Consider the following 18,090-nt stretch of genomic DNA (forward strand, 5'->3'; position numbering starts at 1 on the left):
CCATCTAGCAGGCGCAACATTGATGCCCGGGCGTTTGCGCCTGAGCCGGCGGGTGCCGAACCCAGGAGGTCGTCGTGAGCAGATTCACCGAGAAGATGTACCGCAACGCCCTGAGCACCACCCGGGGCATGGTGACGGGTGAACCGCATGCTCCGGTCCGCCACACCTGGGGCGAGGTACACGAGAAGGCCCGGCGGATCGCGGGCGGTTTGGCCGCGGCCGGCATCGGGCACGGTGACGCGGTCGGCGTGCTGGCCGGCGCCCCGGTGGAGATCGCGCCGACCGCACAGGCGTTGTGGATGCGCGGCGCCAGCCTGACGATGCTGCACCAGCCCACCCCGCGCACCGACCTGGCGATGTGGGCGCTGGACACCACCACCGTCATCGACATGATCGAGGCCAAGGCCGTCGTGGTCTCCGAGCCGTTCCTGGCAGCGATCCCGGTGCTTGAGGACCGCGGCGTCAAGGTGCTTACCGTTGACAGCCTGCTGGAAGCCGCACCGATCGATCCGGTGGACACCAGCGAGGACGACGTCGCGCTCATGCAGCTGACCTCGGGATCCACCGGGTCGCCCAAGGCCGTGGTGATCACCCACCGCAACATCTATTCCAACGCCGAGGCGATGTTCATCGGCGCGAAGTACGACGTCGACAACGACGTGATGGTCAGTTGGCTGCCGTGCTTCCACGACATGGGCATGATCGGATTCCTCACGGTGCCAATGTATTTCGGCGCCGAGCTGGTCAAGGTCACCCCGTTGGACTTCCTGCGCGACACGCTGCTGTGGGCCCGGCTGATCGACAAGTACAAGGGCACCATGACCGCCGCGCCGAACTTCGCGTACGCGCTGTTCGCCAAGCGGCTGCGCCGGCAAGCCAAGCCGGGTGAATTCGACCTTTCCACACTGAGGTTCGCGCTATCCGGCGCCGAGCCGGTCGAACCGGCCGACGTCGAGGACCTCATCGACGCCGGGAGGCCGTTCGGACTGCGGCCCGAGGCGATCCTTCCCGCCTACGGGATGGCCGAGACCACGCTGGCGGTCTCGTTCTCCGAGTGCGGCGCGGGCCTGGTGGTCGACGAGGTCGACGCCGACCTGCTGGCCGCGCTGCGCCGCGCCGTGCCCGCCACCAAGGGCAACACCCGGCGGCTGGCATCGCTCGGCCCGCTGCTGCGCGACCTCGAGGCTCGGATCGTCGACGAGGACGGCAACGTGCTGCCGCCCCGCGGCGTGGGCATCATCGAGCTGCGCGGCGAGGCGCTCACCCCCGGCTACGTCACGATGGGCGGCTTCGTGCCCGCGCAGGACCGGCACGGCTGGTACGACACCGGCGATCTCGGCTACCTGATGGAAAACGGTCACATCGTCGTCTGCGGCCGCGTCAAGGACGTCATCATCATGGCCGGCCGCAACATCTACCCGACCGACATCGAGCGGGCCGCCTGCCGCGTCGAAGGCGTGCGACCCGGGTGCGCGGTCGCCGTGCGCCTTGACGCCGGCCATTCCCGCGAGACGTTCGCGGTGGCTGTCGAGTCGAATGCCTGGGAGGACCCGGCCGAGGTGCGCCGGATCGAGCATGAGGTCGCCCGCGAAGTGGTCCGCGAGGTCGACGTCCGTCCGCGCAACGTCGTGGTCCTCGGCCCCGGCACCATCCCGAAGACGCCGTCGGGCAAGCTGCGCCGGGCGAACTCGGTCGCGCTCGTCAGCTAGTCGTTGCCGCGAGCGTGCGTGTCGGCACAGCGACACGCCGCTCAGCACGTGCATCTGCGCACCCTCGCGCCGCCGCCGGCGGAAATCGGTTGGCCGCACGTCGGTGCCGATCGTTACGGTCGAGGTATGTCTGCTTCCGGCCCCGCGATCGAGGCGATCGATCTGGTCAAGAGATTCGGCGCGTACGTCGCCGTCGACGGCGTGAGTTTCGTCGTTCCGCGGGGCACTGTGCTCGGGCTCCTGGGTCCCAATGGCGCCGGCAAGACCACCACGGTGCGGATGATGACGACGCTGACCGAGCCCACCAGCGGCACGGCGCGGGTTGCCGGCTACGACGTCCGTGAGCAGCCGGACATGGTGCGTCGCAACATGGGGTTGACCGGTCAGGTCGCCACTGTCGACGAATTGCTCACCGGCCGCGAGAACATCCGGATGATCGGCGGCCTCTACGGCATCCGCCGGCGCGAACTCGCGCGATTGAGTGACGAACTGCTGGAACAGTTTTCGATTGCCGACGCGGCCGACCGGCCGGTCAAGTCGTATTCCGGCGGCATGCGACGGCGTCTCGATCTGGCCGTCAGCCTGCTGGCCGGGCCGCCGGTGCTGTTCCTCGACGAGCCCACCACCGGGCTGGATCCCCGCAGCCGCAACGAGTTGTGGGACGTGCTGCGCGGGCTGGTGCGGGAAGGCACCACGCTGCTGCTCACCACGCAATACCTCGAGGAGGCCGACCAGTTGGCCGACAACATCGTGGTGATGGACAAGGGCCGGATCATCGCGGAAGGGACGCCGCTGCAACTCAAGCAGCAGGCCGGCAACGCCAGCCTGGTGGTCACCGTGTCGAGGTCCGAGGATCTGCCGGCGGCTGCGGCGCTGTTGCGCAAGACCGGCGCCGAGGTGTTCGTCGACGCCGGTGCACGTCAATTGACCGCTGCGGCCGACGGTCTCGCGGACATGACCCGCGTCGCCGGCTGGCTGCGCGACAGCGAGATCGAGGTGGACGACATCGGGTTGTCGCGGCCCAGCCTCGACGACGTGTTTCTGTCGCTGACCGGGCACCGAACCGAGCCCGAGGATCAGGAGGAATCGGCATGACCGCTGTCACCCAGCACTTGCCCACGCAGTCGCGCCGGCCGGCGATTCGGCCCACCAACATCGTGCAGCAGTCGTGGATCATGGTGAAGCGCAACATGATCCACACCAAGCGGATGCCTGAGATGCTCAGCGACGTGACCACGCAGCCGATCATGTTCGTGTTGTTGTTCGCGTTCGTGTTCGGCGCGTCTATCACCAACACCGGCGGACCGTCGTACCGGGAGTTCCTTCTGCCCGGCATTCAGGCGCAGACCATCGTGTTCAGCGCGTTCGTCGTGGCCTCCGGCATCACCAACGACATCGAGAAGGGCATCATCGACAGGTTCCGGTCGCTGCCGATCGCCCGGTCGTCGGTGCTGATCGGTCGCAGCGTGGCGAGCCTTCTGCACTCGTCGCTCGGCATGGTGGTGATGGCGCTGACCGGCCTAGCCATCGGGTGGCGGATCCGCGGCTCGGTCGCGGAGGCCGTACTGGGGTTCGCGCTGGTGCTGGTGTTCGGTTTCGGCATCATCTGGTTCGGCATCCTGGTCGGCTCGCTGATGCGGTCGGTCGAGGCGGTCAACGGGGTGATGTTCACCGTCCTGTTCCCAATCACCTTCCTGGCCAACACCTTTGCGCCGACGGAGCCGATGTCGCATTGGCTACGGGTGATCGCCGAGTGGAACCCGGTGTCGTCTCTGGCGCAGGCGATGCGCGAGCTGTGGGGCAATGGGCCGCCCGCGCCGGCATCGGCGCAGCTTCCGTTGCACCATCCGGTGCTGGCGACGATCATCTGGGCACTGCTGCTGACGGCCGTGTTCGCGCCGGTGGCGCTGCGGGCGTACGCACGCCGCACCGCGGACTGACGAGCAGGCCAGCGTTCAGTCCCAGGCGTGCACTTGGTTCTGGGCGGCTTCGAGGCCGAGCTTGATCAGCAGTTCGGTGGCGTCGGCGGCCTGCTCGCAGATCACCGGCACCTCCGGCCGCTCGGCTGCGGTGAAGGTTTCCAGCACGAACGTGGCAGGGTCTTTGCGGCCGGGCGGGCGGCCGATGCCGACCCGCACCCGGTAGAAGTCGTTGCTGCCCAAGGCCGAACCCACCGAGCGCAAGCCGTTGTGCCCGGCGACCCCGCCGCCGAACTTCAGCCGGATCCGGCCGAAGTCGATGTCGAGTTCGTCGTGAATGACGACGAGCTCGCCGGGTGCCACGGAGTAGAACTTCGCCAGCGCAGCGACCTGCCGGCCAGACTCGTTCATGTAACTGCGCGGCTTGCCCAGGATGACCGGCCGCCCGGCCAGCCGGCCGGTGGCCACTTCGGCCCCAGACTTCTTGTGCGCCTTGAATGTCGAGCCGGCACGAGCGGCCAGCAGATCGGCCACCATGAACCCGAGGTTGTGCCGGGTCTTGGCGTAGACCGGCCCTGGGTTGCCGAGGCCGACCAGCAGTCGGGGTTCGGGCACCAGCTACTCGTTGTCGGGCGCTTCGCCCGGCTCTTCCGCTGACGTCTCGCCAGCGCCTTCCGCGGCGGCCTGCGCGGCCTCGGCCGGCTCGGCTTCCATCTGCTCGGCGGTCGGCGCAGGGACCACGTTGACCACCAGCGTCTCGGGATCGGACACCAGTGTGACACCGCGAGGCAGCTCCACCTGGCTCGCCAAAATTTGGGTGCCTTCCTCGGCCCCTTCGACCGAGACGACCAGCTGCTCGGGAATCGACAACGCCTCGGACTCGATCTGAATCGTGGTGGCGTCCTGCGTGACCAAGGTGCCCGGCGCCGGGTCGCCCTCGATGATGACGTTCACGTCCACCGTCACCTTCTCGCCGCGGCGGACCACCAAGAGGTCGGCGTGCTGGATGTTGCGGCGAATGGGGTGAATGTCGAGCGCCTTGGTGAGGGCGAGTTGTTCCTTGCCCTCGATGTCCAATGTCAGCACGGCGTTCGTGCCCGAACTGCGCAGCACGGCGGCGAAGTCGTGTGCGGACAACAGCAGGTGGCGCGGCTCGGAGCCGTGGCCGTACAGGACGGCTGGCACCTTGCCCTGGCGACGAGCGCGCCGCGACGCGCCCTTGCCGGTCTCGGTACGGACCTCGGCGGTCAGCTGGTTGGTGGTGGTCTTCGCCATGCGGTTGCTCCTGTAGTCGGTTCAAGGCACGACGCGGGAGAAAGCAACCAAGCAGGTCTCCGTCGATAACGGTGGCTGCCCACCCTCGCCGTGACGTCGTCCGAGGGTAGCCGATGAGCGCGTCAGAGCGGAAATTTGGTGCCCGTGAGCTGCTCAGACAGCTCCCAGAGCGCCTTCGCGGTGTCCGCGTTGCGGGCGCGTCGACTGCGGCCCACCGGCTGAGTACGGCCGACATAGCCGAATCGAGGGCCGACATAGGTGTCGCCGGGCAGGTCCTGCGACACCGCATACAGGGTGGGTCTCGCCCCGAAGTCGGCGTCCGTGGCTATCCGCGCGCCGAGCCGCATCAGCGCGGCGCTGACCCGGCTCGCGGAGTGGCCCTGCAGGTTCGTCGCCGAGTAGCCGGGGTGTGCGGCCAGCGCGCGCACGCGCGAGCCCGCCCCCTCTAGGCGCCGCTGCAGCTCGCTGGTGAACAGCAGGTTCGCGAGCTTCGACTGCGCATACGCCAACCACGGCCGGTAGCGCCGCGACTGCCAGTTCAGATCGTCGAGGTCGATCCGCCCCAGCTGGTGTGCCTGCGACGACACCGTCACCACGCGGTCGGTGATCTTCGGCAGCAGCAGGTTCGTCAATGCGAAGTGGCCGAGATGGTTTGTGCCGATTTGGCTTTCGAAGCCGTCCTTGGTCACCGCGTGCGGGACGGCCATGATGCCGGCGTTGTTCACCAGCACGTCGACCGCGGACACGCCTGCGGCGAATTCGTGCACCGACGCCAGATCCTGCAAGTCGAGTCTGCCCACTTCGACGTCGCCACGGATCGTCCGTGCCGCCTCGTCTCCGCGCTCGGTGTTGCGCACGGCCAACACCACATGCGCTCCGACGCGGGCCAATTCACGGGCGGTGACCAGTCCGAGGCCGCTGTTGGCCCCGGTGACGATCACGGTGCGTCCGGTGAAGGGAGGCAAATCTTCAGCGGTCCAGCCGGTCATGAGAAGTCACCCTAACGTGTCGCGGCCGGCGGCGAGCAGGCGCGGAATCGCACTGCAAAGACCTCGATCGTGCGATTTGGTGTCTGCTCGCGGTACAGCCACCGCCCGCGGGGCCGCGCTGGGATCAGCGCACCGCGACGGTGAATCCCTTGATGATCGTCAGCACGTCGGGATCGGATTCCTGCGCCGGATCGGCCAGAGTGGTGACCGAGAACTGAATGAGGTAGCGCTGATTCGCCGGCGGCTTCGCCGTGGCGATCACGATCCTGTTGTAGCGGTGCACCCGCTGGCCGGTGGTGTCGGGGTAGGACGCCTCGATCTTCGCCGAAGGCATGCCGTTGAACGGCTCCTGTATTGCGCCGGGCATCTCGTAGGCGTGCTTGAGCGCCTCGACGGGATCGAATGGGGCGCCAGTCAGCTTGAACACCAACAGCATTGCGGTCGGCTGGAACGTTCCCACCGCGGTTTTGCGGATGATCTCGAACGCCGACGGCTGATTCGGGTCGGTGACCACCGCCCAGCCCGGCGGGTGCGGCATGGACACCGTCAACTCGGTCAGCGTCTGCGGTGTCATTGGCGTGCCGTCGACGCCTTTCTGCTGCAGATACTGCGAAAAGGGAACGGGCGCTTGGCTTGTGGGCGTCGGTGTCGCCGGCGTCGACGACCACACTGCTCGATAGTCCGTCGGCTTGGTGGTACAGCCGGCAACCGCGCAGAGCACCGCCACCGCAAATACGAACTGGCGCAACGTCACACGATCTCGTACAGCACGTCGACCGGACGGGCCAGCCGGGTGCCCTTCGGGGTGACGACGAACGGCCGCTCGATCAGGATCGGATGCTGGGCCATGGCGTCCAGCAGCTCGTCGTCGCTGGCATCGTCGAGGCCCAGTTCCGAGTACTGCGCCTCTTTCTTACGCACCGCTGCGCGCACCGGAATTCCAGCGTCGCGGATCATGTCAGCAAGCTGCCCGCGTGTCGGCGGAGTCTTCAGATACTCGACGATCTGCGGCTCGATTCCGTTGTCCTGCAGCAACTTCAGCGCGTTGCGCGAGGTCGAGCACCGGGGGTTGTGGTAGATGACACTCGCGGAGCGGTCAGCCATCACGCTTCTCCGTCGAAAAGCCCTGTCACCGAACCGTTTTCGAACACCGCGCGGATGGTGCTGGCCAGCAGGGGCGCGATCGACAGCACCGTCAGCTGTGGGAAGCGCTTGTCTTCGCCGATCGGCAGCGTGTTGGTGACGATCACCTCTTTGGCGCCGCTGGCCTGCAGCCGCTCGGCCGCGGGTTCTGAGAGCACGCCGTGGGTTGCGGCAATGATCACGTCGCGCGCGCCGTCGTCGTGCAGGAGTTTCACCGCCCCGGCGATGGTGCCGCCGGTGTCGATCATGTCGTCGATCAGCACGCAGGTGCGCCCCTGCACGTCACCGACCACGCGGTTGGACACCACCTGATTCGGCACGCGGGGGTCGCGAGTCTTGTGAATGAAAGCCAGCGGAACGCCGCCCAGCGAATCGGCCCACTTCTCGGCGATGCGCACGCGACCGGAGTCCGGGGAAACCACCACCATGTCGTCGGTCGAATAGTTGTCCTTGATGTAGCCGGTGAGCAGGTTCTGCGCCCGCATGTGGTCCACCGGCCCGTCGAAAAACCCCTGGATCTGATCGGTGTGCAGGTCGACGGTGACGATGCGGTCAGCGCCGGCCGTCTTGAGCAGGTCGGCGACCAGCCGAGCCGAGATCGGCTCGCGGCCGCGGTGCTTCTTGTCCTGCCGCGCATAGGGGTAGAACGGCACGATCGCCGTGATGCGCTTGGCGCTGCCGCGCTTGAGCGCGTCGAGCATCAGCAGCTGCTCCATCAACCACTTGTTCAGCGGCGCGGGATGTGACTGCAGCACGAACGCGTCGCAGCCGCGGACGGATTCCTCGAAGCGGACGAAGATCTCGCCGTTCGCGAAGTCGCGGGCCGTCTGCGCGGTGACCTGAACGTCGAGTTCCTTGGCCACCTCTTCGGCGAGCTCAGGGTGCGCGCGGCCCGCAAAGAGCATCAGGTTCTTGCGGTTATCGGTCCAGTCGGTGCCCACGGTGCCTCGCCGATTCGTCGGGAATGTCGGCCCAATGGTACGTGGTTGCGGGCAGGCGAATAACGGGTGACCGGATCAGGTTTTTTCCTCGTCTGCAGTTGCCTTACGCGCCGCCTCGTCCGCCGCGGAACCCGGCCGGTTGCGGGCCACCCAGCCCTCGATGTTGCGCTGCGGACCCGCCGAAACCGCCAGCGCACCGGGCGGGACGTCCTCCCGCAGCACGGTGCCCGCACCGGTGTAGGCACCGTCGCCGACGGTCACCGGTGCGACGAACATCGTGTCCGAGCCGGTGCGCACGTGCGATCCCACCTTGGTGCGGTGCTTGGTCTGGCCGTCGTAGTTGACGAACACGCTGGACGCGCCGATGTTGGTGTGCTCGCCGATGTCGGCGTCGCCGACGTACGTTAGGTGCGGCACCTTGCTTCCGGTGCCGATCGTGGCGTTCTTGGTTTCGACGAAAGCGCCCAGCTTGCCGTCGGCGCCCAGCACGGTGCCCGGCCGCAGGTACGTAAACGGCCCGACCTGGGCGTTGTCGCCGATCGTCGACGACACGCCGTGCGTGCGCACCACCGAGGCGCCAGGGCCGACGGTCACGTCGACGAGAGTGGTGTCCGGTCCGATCGCGGCGCGTTCGCCGACGCGCGTCCGACCCAGCAGCTGCGTGCCGGGCTGGATCACGGCGTCGCGGCCGATCGTCACGTCGACGTCGATCCACGTGGTTGCCGGATCGGTGACGGTGACACCCGCGCGCTGATGGCCCGCGACGATGCGGCGGTTGAATTCCGCCGCCAGCATGGACAGCTGAACGCGGTCGTTGACGCCGGCCACCAGCATCGCGTCGTCGACGTGCTGGGCGTGCACGGTCAGGCCGTCTTGGCGGACGATCGACACCACGTCGGTGAGGTAGCGCTCGTGTTGGGCGTTGTCGTCACGCAGCCGGCTCAGCGCGGAGCGCAGCGCCGCAAGGTCGAACGCGTAGACGCCGGCGTTGACTTCGCGGATCTGGCGTTGCGAGGCCGTCGCGTCGGCCTGCTCGACGATCGCGATCACCTCGCGGTCCTGGGTGCGCAGGATGCGGCCATAGCCGGTCGGGTCGGGCAGCGTCGTGGTGACCACGGTGACCGCCGCCGGCTCGGCGCGATGGGTTGCGACGAGCTCGGCCAGCGTGTCGGCGTCCAACAGCGGGATGTCGCCCGAGGTGACGACGACGATGCCGTCGAACCCGTCCGGAAGCGCGTCGAGCCCGCACGCCGTGGCGTGGCCGGTACCCAGCTGCTGATCCTGCACCGCGACCTCGATCGGGCGGCCCAGCTCCTGCGCCAATGCGGCGACGGCCGGGGCGATCCGGTCGCGGTCCTGGCCGAGCACCACGACCAGGTGCTGCGGCGCGAGTTTGCCAACCGAGTGCAGCAAATGTGCCAACATGCTGCGGCCGGCCAGGGTGTGCAGCACTTTCGGGGTGTCGGACTTCATGCGGGTGCCTGCCCCGGCGGCCAGCACGATCACGGCCGTATCGGAATGTTCAGTCACCAGGACCTCCCGCCTTGCCTTCGCCCCCACATCGCGAGCGTGCGTGTCTGTTCACCGACACGCCGTCAAGCGTGTCATTTTGTGCACGCTCGCGGCAAAAAGTTGACGCCAATCAATCGTGGTCGTCGACCGAGCGCCCGAGATAAGCCATCAGCCGGGCGGTCGGCGTCGCGTCGTCCGGAGCGGGTTTGGCCGGTCCGAAGGCTCCCGAGCGTCGCGTCACCTCCTCGGGGATCGACTCCACGAGCTGGCGGCAGAAGCGCACCAACTGCTCGGGCAGCTCGATCAGCCTGCCCTGCGAGCGGTAGATATCCCAGCTGTGAATGGCCAGGTCTGCGACCGGGAAGGCCAATGCCTGACGCAGCGGCACCTCACCTGCAGGTGACGGACGCGGCGCTTCGAGGTCGGGATCAGTCGACACGTCCCGCAACCGCGCCGACAGGTCGCGAAGCCGTGCGGCCGGGTTCTCGCTCACCCAATCCGCCGGCTCCGAACGGCCCCACACATCTGCGCCCTCGAAGAGCGCGACGATCTTCGCCGCGCTGCCCGTGGCGTGGCCGACGAGCTCGCGGATGGTCCAGTTCTCGAGGTTCGACGGCCGGTCCCAGCTGTCCGGCGGGATCTGCTCGACGGCTGTGAGCAAGAACTGCAGCGCCTCTGCCGCGAGTACGTCGATGTGCCCGCTCGGGTCGTCCATCATGGCAAGCCTCGCTCCGTGCCGATTGTCGCTCGGACAAGCCTCGCTCCGTGCCGATTGTCGCTCGGGCAAGCCTCGCTCCGTCGCCAGGACTCGAACCTGAACTCTCAGAACCAAAATCTGATGTGCTGCCGATTACACCACGACGGACTGTTCACCAGTGTCAGCGTGACTCTAACCGAACCTCTCGGGCCGGCTCGTGATCAGGGAGTGAGCACGAGCAGCAGGCGAACCAGCTCAGCTTGGCGGTGGGTGTCGGTTTTCTCGAAGACGTGCTGCAGATGTGTGCGAACCGTCGTCCGCGAAACAGACAGTTCTTCGGATATCTGCTTCAGCTCGTGGCCGTGCAAAACGCGTAACGCAACGTCGGCTTCGGAATTGGTCAGACGATAAAGACGCCGCAGCAACGCCATGGTTGGCTCAGGTTCCTGTTCCGGGTCGATCAGAAGCATCAAGGCCGACTTGTTTGCTCGCGGCTCGTTGATGTGGTGAAAAGGCAACACATGCACCACGTACGGCCGCTTTCCGGAGGGCCGCTCGCACGTGAACGAATGACCGGTGCGAACATCTGGGTCTTCGTCGTCCACCAAAGCAGCATGGATCGCACGGGTCAGCTTGCGGTCCGCCAGCATGCTGGTCGCTGCGACGCGGCCCGATCTGATTGCCATCCCGTCCCGTGAGCGAAGTATCCGTTCTGCGGCTGCATTGAGATGCAGGACCTCGTGGCCGGGCCCGAAGAGGATGACCCCCTGCCGGACAAGCTCGAGGGCCGCTTCGAGTTCGGCGGCGCTGTCGAGCAGCCCGGCGACCTTGTGCTGGGTGCGGAGCGCCTGCTGCAGGTGCACAACCAGGCCGCTCACGACGTCGATGCGTTCGGAGCTGTCGAACGCAGACGTCGACGACGTCACGAGAAAACATGCCGGCCGCGGCGCCTCGTTCAGCCGCACGAACAACCCGTCTTCCAGGAGGTTGGGGCGCATCCAGCCGGCATAGAACTCCGGGTCACGGTTCGGGACGACTATTTCGGCACCGGTGCGCACCGCACCGACTGGCCCGCGTTGGACCGCCGCGATCACATAGTCGGATTTGCGGTAGTGCTTGGCATAGCTCGCCAACGCCGACGCGGGGATCGTCGAGTTTTCAAATGACCAGACGGAGTCGTCGCCGACGAGAAGCGAGGCGCCGGTTCCGCCGAGGGTGCGCTGAATGTCGCGAAGGGCAACCGCCCAGTGCCGCGGCTCAACGGCCGCCGCATAAATTCCGGACACTAGACGCGAGAAGTCATCGAACGTGACCATGGCCACGTCTCCCAGGCGCCGATCATCACCGATGACATCACGCCGTCGCAGTTAGTCCACTGTGGACAATAGGCGATTTCATCCATTCAGATGAGGAATTTCGACGTCGACGGTGGTTGTGTTCTGTCACCGACAACACCGTGTCGCAAGAAGGAAAATGGAAAATGACCACCGCACCGGAAATGCCAAGTGAATCAAAAGAATTCGTCGTCGCCGCGAGTATCGAGACCATTCCCGAACCGGTATCCCCGCCGCCGGTACTCATCACCGAGCAGGAAGTCATGTTCAACACGGCGGCGCGGGCTCTGGTACCGCCCGCAACCACGCACCATCACTGGCGCCACATGAGCTTGATGACGGCGATTCGCCATCTCCACATCCGGCTGCCTGAGCCGCGGCCCATCTACCCGCGCCGTGACTCCAGCTATTTCGAGGACGCGCGGATGTCTCGCTGCATAGATCACCTGTGATGAGCCACTTCGCATCTTCGCCGACGGCGACACGGCGATGATGGAACGCGTGTACGGCAAGAAGCAGGTTGCCGCGCGCTGAAAGCGTAGCCTGGCCCCGTGGTGGCACCAGACAAGGAAGCCCGCGCCCCCCGCGCTCGCATGACCGGGGCGGAGCGCCGCCATCAGCTGATCGACGTCGCCCGCTCGCTGTTCGCCGAGCGCGGCTACGAAGGCACTTCCATCGAGGAGATCGCCCAGCGGGCGAATGTGTCCAAGCCAGTCGTCTACGAGCACTTCGGCGGCAAGGAGGGCCTGTACGCCGTCGTCGTCGACCGCGAAATGTCCGCACTGCTCGACGGCATCACCTCGTCGCTGACCAAGACCACCAACAACCGCTCGCGACTGCGCATCGAGCGCGTGGCGCTGGCGCTGCTCAGCTACGTCGACGAACGCACGGACGGCTTCCGCATCCTCACCCGCGACTCCCCGGTCGGCATCACCTCGGGAACGTACTCGACGCTGCTCAACGAGGCCGTCAACCAGGTGTCGTCGATCCTGGCCGGCGACTTCTCCCGGCGCGGCCTGGACCCTGAGATGGCGCCGTTGTACGCGCAGGCGCTCGTCGGTTCGGTGTCGATGACGGCGCAGTGGTGGCTGGACGTACGTGAGCCGAAGAAGGAAGTGGTTGCCGCGCATCTGGTGAACCTGTGCTGGAACGGGCTGATGCACCTCGAAGACGACCCCGTCCTGCACGACGAATAGGACGAATAGTCAGCCTTCTGCCGGCCACGCCACGGCGTTACCATGAGTGCTTCCGCAGGGAGCTAGCCGTGACTGACACCCCCGAGTTCCACCTTCTCGCCCAAGAGCTGCACGCTGCCGACCGGCTGGAAGATCTTCAGCAGAAGGTCAAGGTCGCCGCCCGCCGCCTCGCCGACGCCCAAGGCGCGACGTTCGTGCTGCTCGACGGCGACTGCTGCTACTACGCCGACGAAGACTCGATGAGCCCGCTGTGGAAGGGTCAACGCTTTCCGGCGTCGGCATGTATCAGCGGTTGGGCCATGATGCACCGCACGGCCGTGGCGATCGGCGACATCCGCCACGACGAGCGCATCCCGCAGGAGGCCTACCGCCCGACGTTCGTCCGCAGCCTCGTGATGGCGCCGATGCTGGCGCCCGAGCCGCTGGGCGCCGTCGGGGTGTACTGGTCGCGGCCGGGACGGCCGACGCCGGAGGTGGTGGCAGCCATGGAACGCCTGGCCGGCCTGGCGGCGCGTGAACTTCGGCGCTTCCCCGACGGGCTGCCCGATCCCAGCTTCAAGCCTGCCTGGGCCACCGCGCCGGCCTGACCTCGTCGCCGTCGCCGCGTCGGACTTGGGCGGCACCGCAACGGCTTTGGCGCGTTGCTTACGATGGATGACATCATGACCGACACCCCGATCGCGGGGCTCGTCAACCTGGCGCTGCGCGACCCGTCGCTGCAAGACGTCGCCCGGCGCGCCGCCGCTTCGCCCCTTGAGCTGAACGTGGTCGGCCCGGCCGGCGCCCGTCCGTTCGTGACGGTCGCGCTGGCGCAGGCCGGCCCGCTGCTGGTCGTCACGGCCACCGGCCGGGAAGCCGACGACCTGACCGCTGAACTCGAAGGCGTCTTCGGTGACGCCGCCGCGCTTTTTCCGTCGTGGGAGACGCTTCCGCACGAGCGGCTCTCGCCGGGCGTCGAGACCGTCGGTGCCCGCATCACCGTGCTGCGCCGGCTCGCTTTCCCGGGCGACGAGCCGCTGAAAGTCGTTGTCACCACGGTGCGTTCGCTGTTGCAGCCGATGGCGCCCAACCTGGTCGACATCGAACCGGTGACGCTCACGGTAGGCAGCGAAGCCGAGTTCGAAGCCGTCGTGGCCCGGCTGGTCGACTTGGCCTACACCCGCGTCGACATGGTCGGCAAGCGCGGTGAGTTCGCGGTGCGCGGCGGCATCCTCGACATCTTCCCGCCGACCGCCGAGCACCCGGTGCGGGTGGAGTTCTGGGGCGACGAGGTCACCGAGATGCGGATGTTCGCCGTCGCCGACCAGCGTTCGATCCCCGGGCTGGACGTGCACACCGTCACAGCCGTCGCCTGCCGCGAATTCCTGCTCACCGACGAGGTCCGCGCTAAAGCCGCCGAGCTGGCCGGGACAACCGCCAAGGGCGGACCGATCGGCAGCGTCGGCGACATGCTGGCCAAGCTCGCCGAAGGCATCCCGGTCGACGGCATGGAAGCACTGATGCCGGTGCTGGGCGCGGGACAGCTCAGCCTGCTGCTCGACCATCTGCCGAAAGGCACCCCGCTTCTGGTGTGCGAGCCCGAGAAGGTGCGCACCCGCGCGGCCGACTTGATCAAGACGGGCCGTGAGTTTCTGGAGGCGTCCTGGTCGACGGCCGCGCTGGGCGCCGAGGCGCCAGTGGACGTGGAGCAGTTGGGCGCGTCGGGCTTTCTGGAGCTTGACGACGTGCACGCCGCCGCGATCGACGGCGAGCATCCGTGGTGGACGCTGAGCCAGCTGCCCGATCCCGACGCCGTGCAACTCGAGATGCGGGCGGCACCGTCGGCGCGCGGCCACCAGCACAGCGTCGAGGAGATCTTCGCGATGCTGCGCGCGCACGTCGGCACCGGCGGCACCGCGGCGATCGTCGCGCCCGGCACCGGCACCGCGCACCGCGTGGTCGAGCAACTCAAAGACGCCGACGTCGCCGCCGTCTGCCTCGAGCCCGGCGACGCCCCGAGCCCCGGTGTCGTCGGCGTGCTCAAGGGCACGCTGCACGACGGCGTAGTACTACCGGGCGCCGCCCTCGTGATAATTACCGAAACCGACCTCACCGGCAGCCGGGTCGCGGTCACCGAGGGCAAGCGGCTCGCCGCAAAGAGGCGCAACGTCGTCGACCCGCTCGCACTGACCGCAGGCGACCTCGTCGTTCACGACCAGCACGGGATCGGCCGCTTCGTCGAGATGGTCGAGCGCACGGTCGGCGGCGCCCGCCGCGAGTACCTGGTCCTCGAATACGCATCCGGGCGCCGCGGCGGGCAGGACCGCCTCTACGTGCCGATGGACTCCCTCGACCAGCTGTCGCGCTACGTGGGCGGCGAATCGCCGACGCTGTCGAGGCTCGGCGGCAGCGACTGGGCAAACACAAAAACTAAGGCGCGCAGGGCTGTTCGCGAAATCGCCCAAGAACTCGTCGCGCTGTATGCGAAACGGCAGGCCTCGCCAGGACACGCGTTCAGCCCCGACACCCCGTGGCAAGCCGAGATGGAGGACGCGTTCGGGTTCACCGAGACCGTGGACCAGCTGACCGCGATCCAAGAGGTCAAGGCCGACATGGAGAAGCCGATCCCGATGGACCGGGTGATCTGCGGCGACGTCGGCTACGGCAAGACCGAGATTGCGGTGCGGGCGGCGTTCAAGGCGGTGCAGGACGGCAAGCAGGTGGCGGTGCTGGTGCCGACGACGCTGCTGGCCGACCAGCATCTGCAGACGTTCACGGCGCGGATGGCGGGGTTCCCGGTGCGCATCAAGGCGCTGTCGCGGTTCACCAGCACCGCCGAATCCCGCGAAGTGCTCGAGGGCATGGCCGACGGCACCGTCGACATCGTGATCGGCACACACCGGCTGCTGCAGACCGGTGTGCGCTGGAAAGACCTGGGCCTGGTGATCGTCGACGAGGAGCAGCGGTTCGGCGTCGAGCACAAGGAACACATCAAGAGCTTGCGTACCCACGTCGACGTGCTGACCATGAGCGCCACCCCGATTCCGCGCACGCTGGAGATGAGCCTGGCCGGGATCCGCGAGATGTCGACCATCCTGACTCCGCCGGAGGAGCGCTATCCGGTGCTGACGTACGTCGGTCCGCACGACGAGAAGCAGATCGCCGCGGCGCTGCGGCGTGAGCTGCTGCGCGACGGCCAGGCGTTCTACATCCACAACCGGGTCAGCTCCATCGACGCCGCCGCTGCGCGGGTGGCCGCGCTGGTGCCGGAGGCGCGGGTGGTGGTCGCGCATGGCCAGATGCCCGAGGACCTGTTGGAGCGCACCGTCGAGGGGTTCTGGAACCGCGAGTACGACATCCTCGTCTGCACCACGATCGTCGAGACCGGGCTGGACATCTCCAACGCCAACACGCTGATCGTCGAGCGCGCCGACACGTTCGGGCTGTCGCAGTTGCACCAGCTGCGCGGCCGGGTGGGGCGTTCTCGGGAACGCGGCTACGCCTACTTCTTCTATCCGCGCGAGCAGCCGCTGACCGAGACGGCCTATGACCGGCTGGCCACGATCGCCCAAAACAACGAACTCGGTGCGGGCATGGCCGTCGCGATGAAGGACCTCGAGATCCGCGGCGCCGGCAATGTGCTGGGGGTCGAGCAGTCGGGGCACGTCGCCGGCGTGGGTTTCGACCTGTACGTGCGGCTGGTCGGCGAGGCCGTGGAGGCGTACCGCGCCGCGGCCGACGGCCAGATGGTCAGCACACCCGAGGAGCCCAAGGAGGTGCGCATCGACCTGCCGGTCGACGCACATCTGCCGCCGGATTACATCGGCAGCGATCGGCTGCGGCTGGAGGCCTACCGACGGCTGGCCGCCGCCGCCGACGACGATGCCGTCGCCTCCGTCGTCGAAGAGCTGGTCGACCGGTACGGGCCGCTGCCCGAGCCGGCGCGGCGGCTGGTGGCGATGGCCAGGCTGCGGCTGCTGGCACGCCACTACGGCGTCACGGAGGTGCTGGCGACCGGCACCACGCTGCGGCTGTCACCGTTGACGCTGCGCGACTCCCAGCAGCTGCGGCTCAAGCGCCTGCATCCGTCGGCCAGCTATCGGGCGACCACGTCGACCGTGCAGTTGCCGATCCCCCGGGCCGGCCAAGGCGTCGGCGCGCCGCGCATCCGTGACCTCGAACTGGTGCAGATGGTGGCCGACCTGCTCTTGGCGCTGGATGACAAGGCGCCGGGAAGTATTGATATAACCGAGGTCACCGACACGCGCGAGGGGGCGAGACCATGACCGTGATCCTGGTCGACCCCCGGCGCCCGGCGATGGTTCCGGTCGAGGCGGTCGGTCTGCTCGCGGGTGACGTCCAGTACACCGAGGAAATGCCGATCCGGGTGCCGTGGTCGCTGCCGGCGGCGCGGCCGGTGTTCGACGGGTCCGACGCCCCGGTGCTGCTGTCGTCGGACTCCGAACACCCTGCGGTGAAGGCGCGGTTGGCTGCCGGCGACCGGGTGATCGCGGCGCCTGCGCCGCAGCCGGGGGAGCGGCTGGTCGACGCGGTCGCGCTGATGGACAAGCTGCGCACCAACGGGCCGTGGGAGAGCGAGCAGACTCACGACTCGCTGCGTCGCTACCTGCTGGAAGAGACCTACGAGCTGTTCGACGCAGTGCACAGCGGCAACGCCGACGACCTTCGCGAAGAACTCGGCGACGTCCTGCTACAGGTGCTGTTCCACGCCCGGATCGCCGAGGATGCGCCACAGCATCCGTTCACCATCGACGACGTGGCGGACTCGCTGCTGCGCAAGCTCGGCAACCGCGTGCCGGGAGTGCTTGCCGGAGAAGAGATTTCGCTCGAACGCCAAATCGCCGAGTGGGACGAACGCAAGGCCCTGGAGAAGGCTCGAGGGTCTTGCCTCGACGGCATCCCGACGGGCCAGCCGTCGCTGGCACTTGCGCAGAAGGTGCTCAGTCGGGTGCGGGACGCCGGGCTGCCGGCGGACCTGGTTCCGCACGGCGTGACGACGGTCGCGGTGACCGCTGACGGGGATGCCGAAAACGCTTTGCGTTCAGAGGTTTTGCATTTCATGGAAATGGTGCGGACAGCTGAGAAACACATCGCGGCGGCGCGTCGCGGTACCGACGTACCGGAGGAGCTCGACGTGGCGGTGCTGGACGCGATCACCGAAGACGAGTGGCGGGCGGCGTGGCCGGCCACCGAGCCGACGGACACCGAGCCCGGCGAGCCGGCGCCGGAGCCTGGTGAGCCCGCGCCCGACCGCATCCCCGAGCCGGCCCCGGCCGACGTACCCGAGCCCGGGCCCGTCGAAGTGCCGGAGCCGTCGCCGGTGGAGACGCCGGAGCAGTCACCCACGCATTCGACTGTGCAGTGAGGGTGCGACC

17 protein-coding genes and 1 tRNA gene are annotated in these 18,090 nt (G+C 67.7%); 8 read left to right on the forward strand and 10 right to left on the reverse strand.

Features of this window, described 5'->3' with window-relative positions:
- Nucleotides 1-74 precede the first annotated feature (74 nt).
- The 3 genes from AC5Y39_RS19395 to AC5Y39_RS19405 all read left to right on the forward strand — a co-directional run bounded on the left by AC5Y39_RS19395 (nt 75) and on the right by AC5Y39_RS19405 (nt 3,649).
- Nucleotides 75-1,709 (forward strand): fatty acyl-AMP ligase, encoded by a 1,635-nt coding sequence (locus AC5Y39_RS19395; protein ID WP_500019278.1) that lies wholly within the window; start codon nt 75-77, stop codon nt 1,707-1,709.
- 126 nt (nt 1,710-1,835) lie between these two features.
- Entirely contained in the window at nt 1,836-2,804 is a 969-nt protein-coding gene (locus AC5Y39_RS19400) for an ATP-binding cassette domain-containing protein (protein ID WP_500019276.1), read from the forward strand.
- Nucleotides 2,801-3,649, forward strand: a complete 849-nt coding sequence (locus tag AC5Y39_RS19405; RefSeq protein ID WP_500019274.1) for an ABC transporter permease — start codon at nt 2,801-2,803, stop codon at nt 3,647-3,649. The genes AC5Y39_RS19400 and AC5Y39_RS19405 overlap by 4 nt, the downstream gene beginning before the upstream one ends.
- 15 nt (nt 3,650-3,664) lie before the next feature.
- Here AC5Y39_RS19405 and pth read toward each other — a convergent pair whose 3' ends face one another.
- The 10 genes from pth to AC5Y39_RS19455 form a co-directional block, all read right to left on the reverse strand.
- Nucleotides 3,665-4,243 (reverse strand): aminoacyl-tRNA hydrolase, encoded by a 579-nt coding sequence (pth, locus tag AC5Y39_RS19410; RefSeq protein WP_500019272.1) that lies wholly within the window; start codon nt 4,241-4,243, stop codon nt 3,665-3,667.
- A 3-nt stretch (nt 4,244-4,246) separates the two neighbouring features.
- Nucleotides 4,247-4,903 carry a 50S ribosomal protein L25/general stress protein Ctc gene (locus tag AC5Y39_RS19415; RefSeq protein WP_500019270.1) on the reverse strand — a complete coding sequence of 219 codons (657 nt, stop codon included), beginning with the start codon at nt 4,901-4,903 and terminating at the stop codon, nt 4,247-4,249.
- A gap of 122 nt (nt 4,904-5,025) precedes the next feature.
- Complete coding sequence (locus AC5Y39_RS19420; protein WP_500019268.1) at nt 5,026-5,892, reverse strand: oxidoreductase; 867 nt, start codon at nt 5,890-5,892, stop codon at nt 5,026-5,028.
- A gap of 124 nt (nt 5,893-6,016) precedes the next feature.
- Nucleotides 6,017-6,646 (reverse strand): LpqN/LpqT family lipoprotein, encoded by a 630-nt coding sequence (locus tag AC5Y39_RS19425; protein ID WP_500019266.1) that lies wholly within the window; start codon nt 6,644-6,646, stop codon nt 6,017-6,019.
- Complete coding sequence (arsC, locus tag AC5Y39_RS19430; RefSeq protein WP_500019264.1) at nt 6,643-6,996, reverse strand: arsenate reductase (glutaredoxin); 354 nt, start codon at nt 6,994-6,996, stop codon at nt 6,643-6,645. Before arsC ends, AC5Y39_RS19425 begins: the two co-directional genes overlap by 4 nt.
- Nucleotides 6,996-7,976, reverse strand: coding sequence for a ribose-phosphate diphosphokinase (locus AC5Y39_RS19435; RefSeq protein WP_499909387.1), 981 nt, complete (start codon nt 7,974-7,976; stop codon nt 6,996-6,998). Before AC5Y39_RS19435 ends, arsC begins: the two co-directional genes overlap by 1 nt.
- Before the next feature lie 75 nt (nt 7,977-8,051).
- Entirely contained in the window at nt 8,052-9,506 is a 1,455-nt protein-coding gene (glmU, locus tag AC5Y39_RS19440) for a bifunctional UDP-N-acetylglucosamine diphosphorylase/glucosamine-1-phosphate N-acetyltransferase GlmU (protein ID WP_500019262.1), read from the reverse strand.
- 112 nt (nt 9,507-9,618) lie between these two features.
- Nucleotides 9,619-10,203, reverse strand: coding sequence for a TIGR03086 family metal-binding protein (locus AC5Y39_RS19445; RefSeq protein WP_500019260.1), 585 nt, complete (start codon nt 10,201-10,203; stop codon nt 9,619-9,621).
- 78 nt (nt 10,204-10,281) lie between these two features.
- Nucleotides 10,282-10,353: transfer RNA gene (locus AC5Y39_RS19450), tRNA-Gln, on the reverse strand.
- Between the two features lie 53 nt (nt 10,354-10,406).
- A complete protein-coding gene (locus tag AC5Y39_RS19455; protein ID WP_500019258.1) occupies nt 10,407-11,501 on the reverse strand; it encodes a helix-turn-helix transcriptional regulator in 1,095 nt (364 codons plus the stop codon).
- A gap of 164 nt (nt 11,502-11,665) precedes the next feature.
- On the opposite strand from AC5Y39_RS19455, the gene AC5Y39_RS19460 reads away from it, so the two are divergent.
- The 5 genes from AC5Y39_RS19460 to AC5Y39_RS19480 all read left to right on the forward strand — a co-directional run bounded on the left by AC5Y39_RS19460 (nt 11,666) and on the right by AC5Y39_RS19480 (nt 18,080).
- Complete coding sequence (locus AC5Y39_RS19460; protein WP_500019256.1) at nt 11,666-11,971, forward strand: hypothetical protein; 306 nt, start codon at nt 11,666-11,668, stop codon at nt 11,969-11,971.
- Nucleotides 11,972-12,112: 141 nt separating this feature from the next.
- A complete protein-coding gene (locus AC5Y39_RS19465) occupies nt 12,113-12,715 on the forward strand; it encodes a TetR/AcrR family transcriptional regulator (RefSeq protein WP_499951830.1) in 603 nt (200 codons plus the stop codon).
- A 68-nt stretch (nt 12,716-12,783) separates the two neighbouring features.
- Nucleotides 12,784-13,302 carry a GAF domain-containing protein gene (locus AC5Y39_RS19470; RefSeq protein WP_500019254.1) on the forward strand — a complete coding sequence of 173 codons (519 nt, stop codon included), beginning with the start codon at nt 12,784-12,786 and terminating at the stop codon, nt 13,300-13,302.
- Nucleotides 13,303-13,377: 75 nt separating this feature from the next.
- Nucleotides 13,378-16,980, forward strand: a complete 3,603-nt coding sequence (gene mfd / locus AC5Y39_RS19475; protein WP_500019252.1) for a transcription-repair coupling factor — start codon at nt 13,378-13,380, stop codon at nt 16,978-16,980.
- Complete coding sequence (locus tag AC5Y39_RS19480) at nt 16,977-18,080, forward strand: nucleoside triphosphate pyrophosphohydrolase (RefSeq protein WP_500019250.1); 1,104 nt, start codon at nt 16,977-16,979, stop codon at nt 18,078-18,080. The genes mfd and AC5Y39_RS19480 overlap by 4 nt, the downstream gene beginning before the upstream one ends.
- Nucleotides 18,081-18,090: the final 10 nt, after the last annotated feature.

It is taken from the genome of Mycobacterium sp. NGS39 (assembly GCF_059812765.1).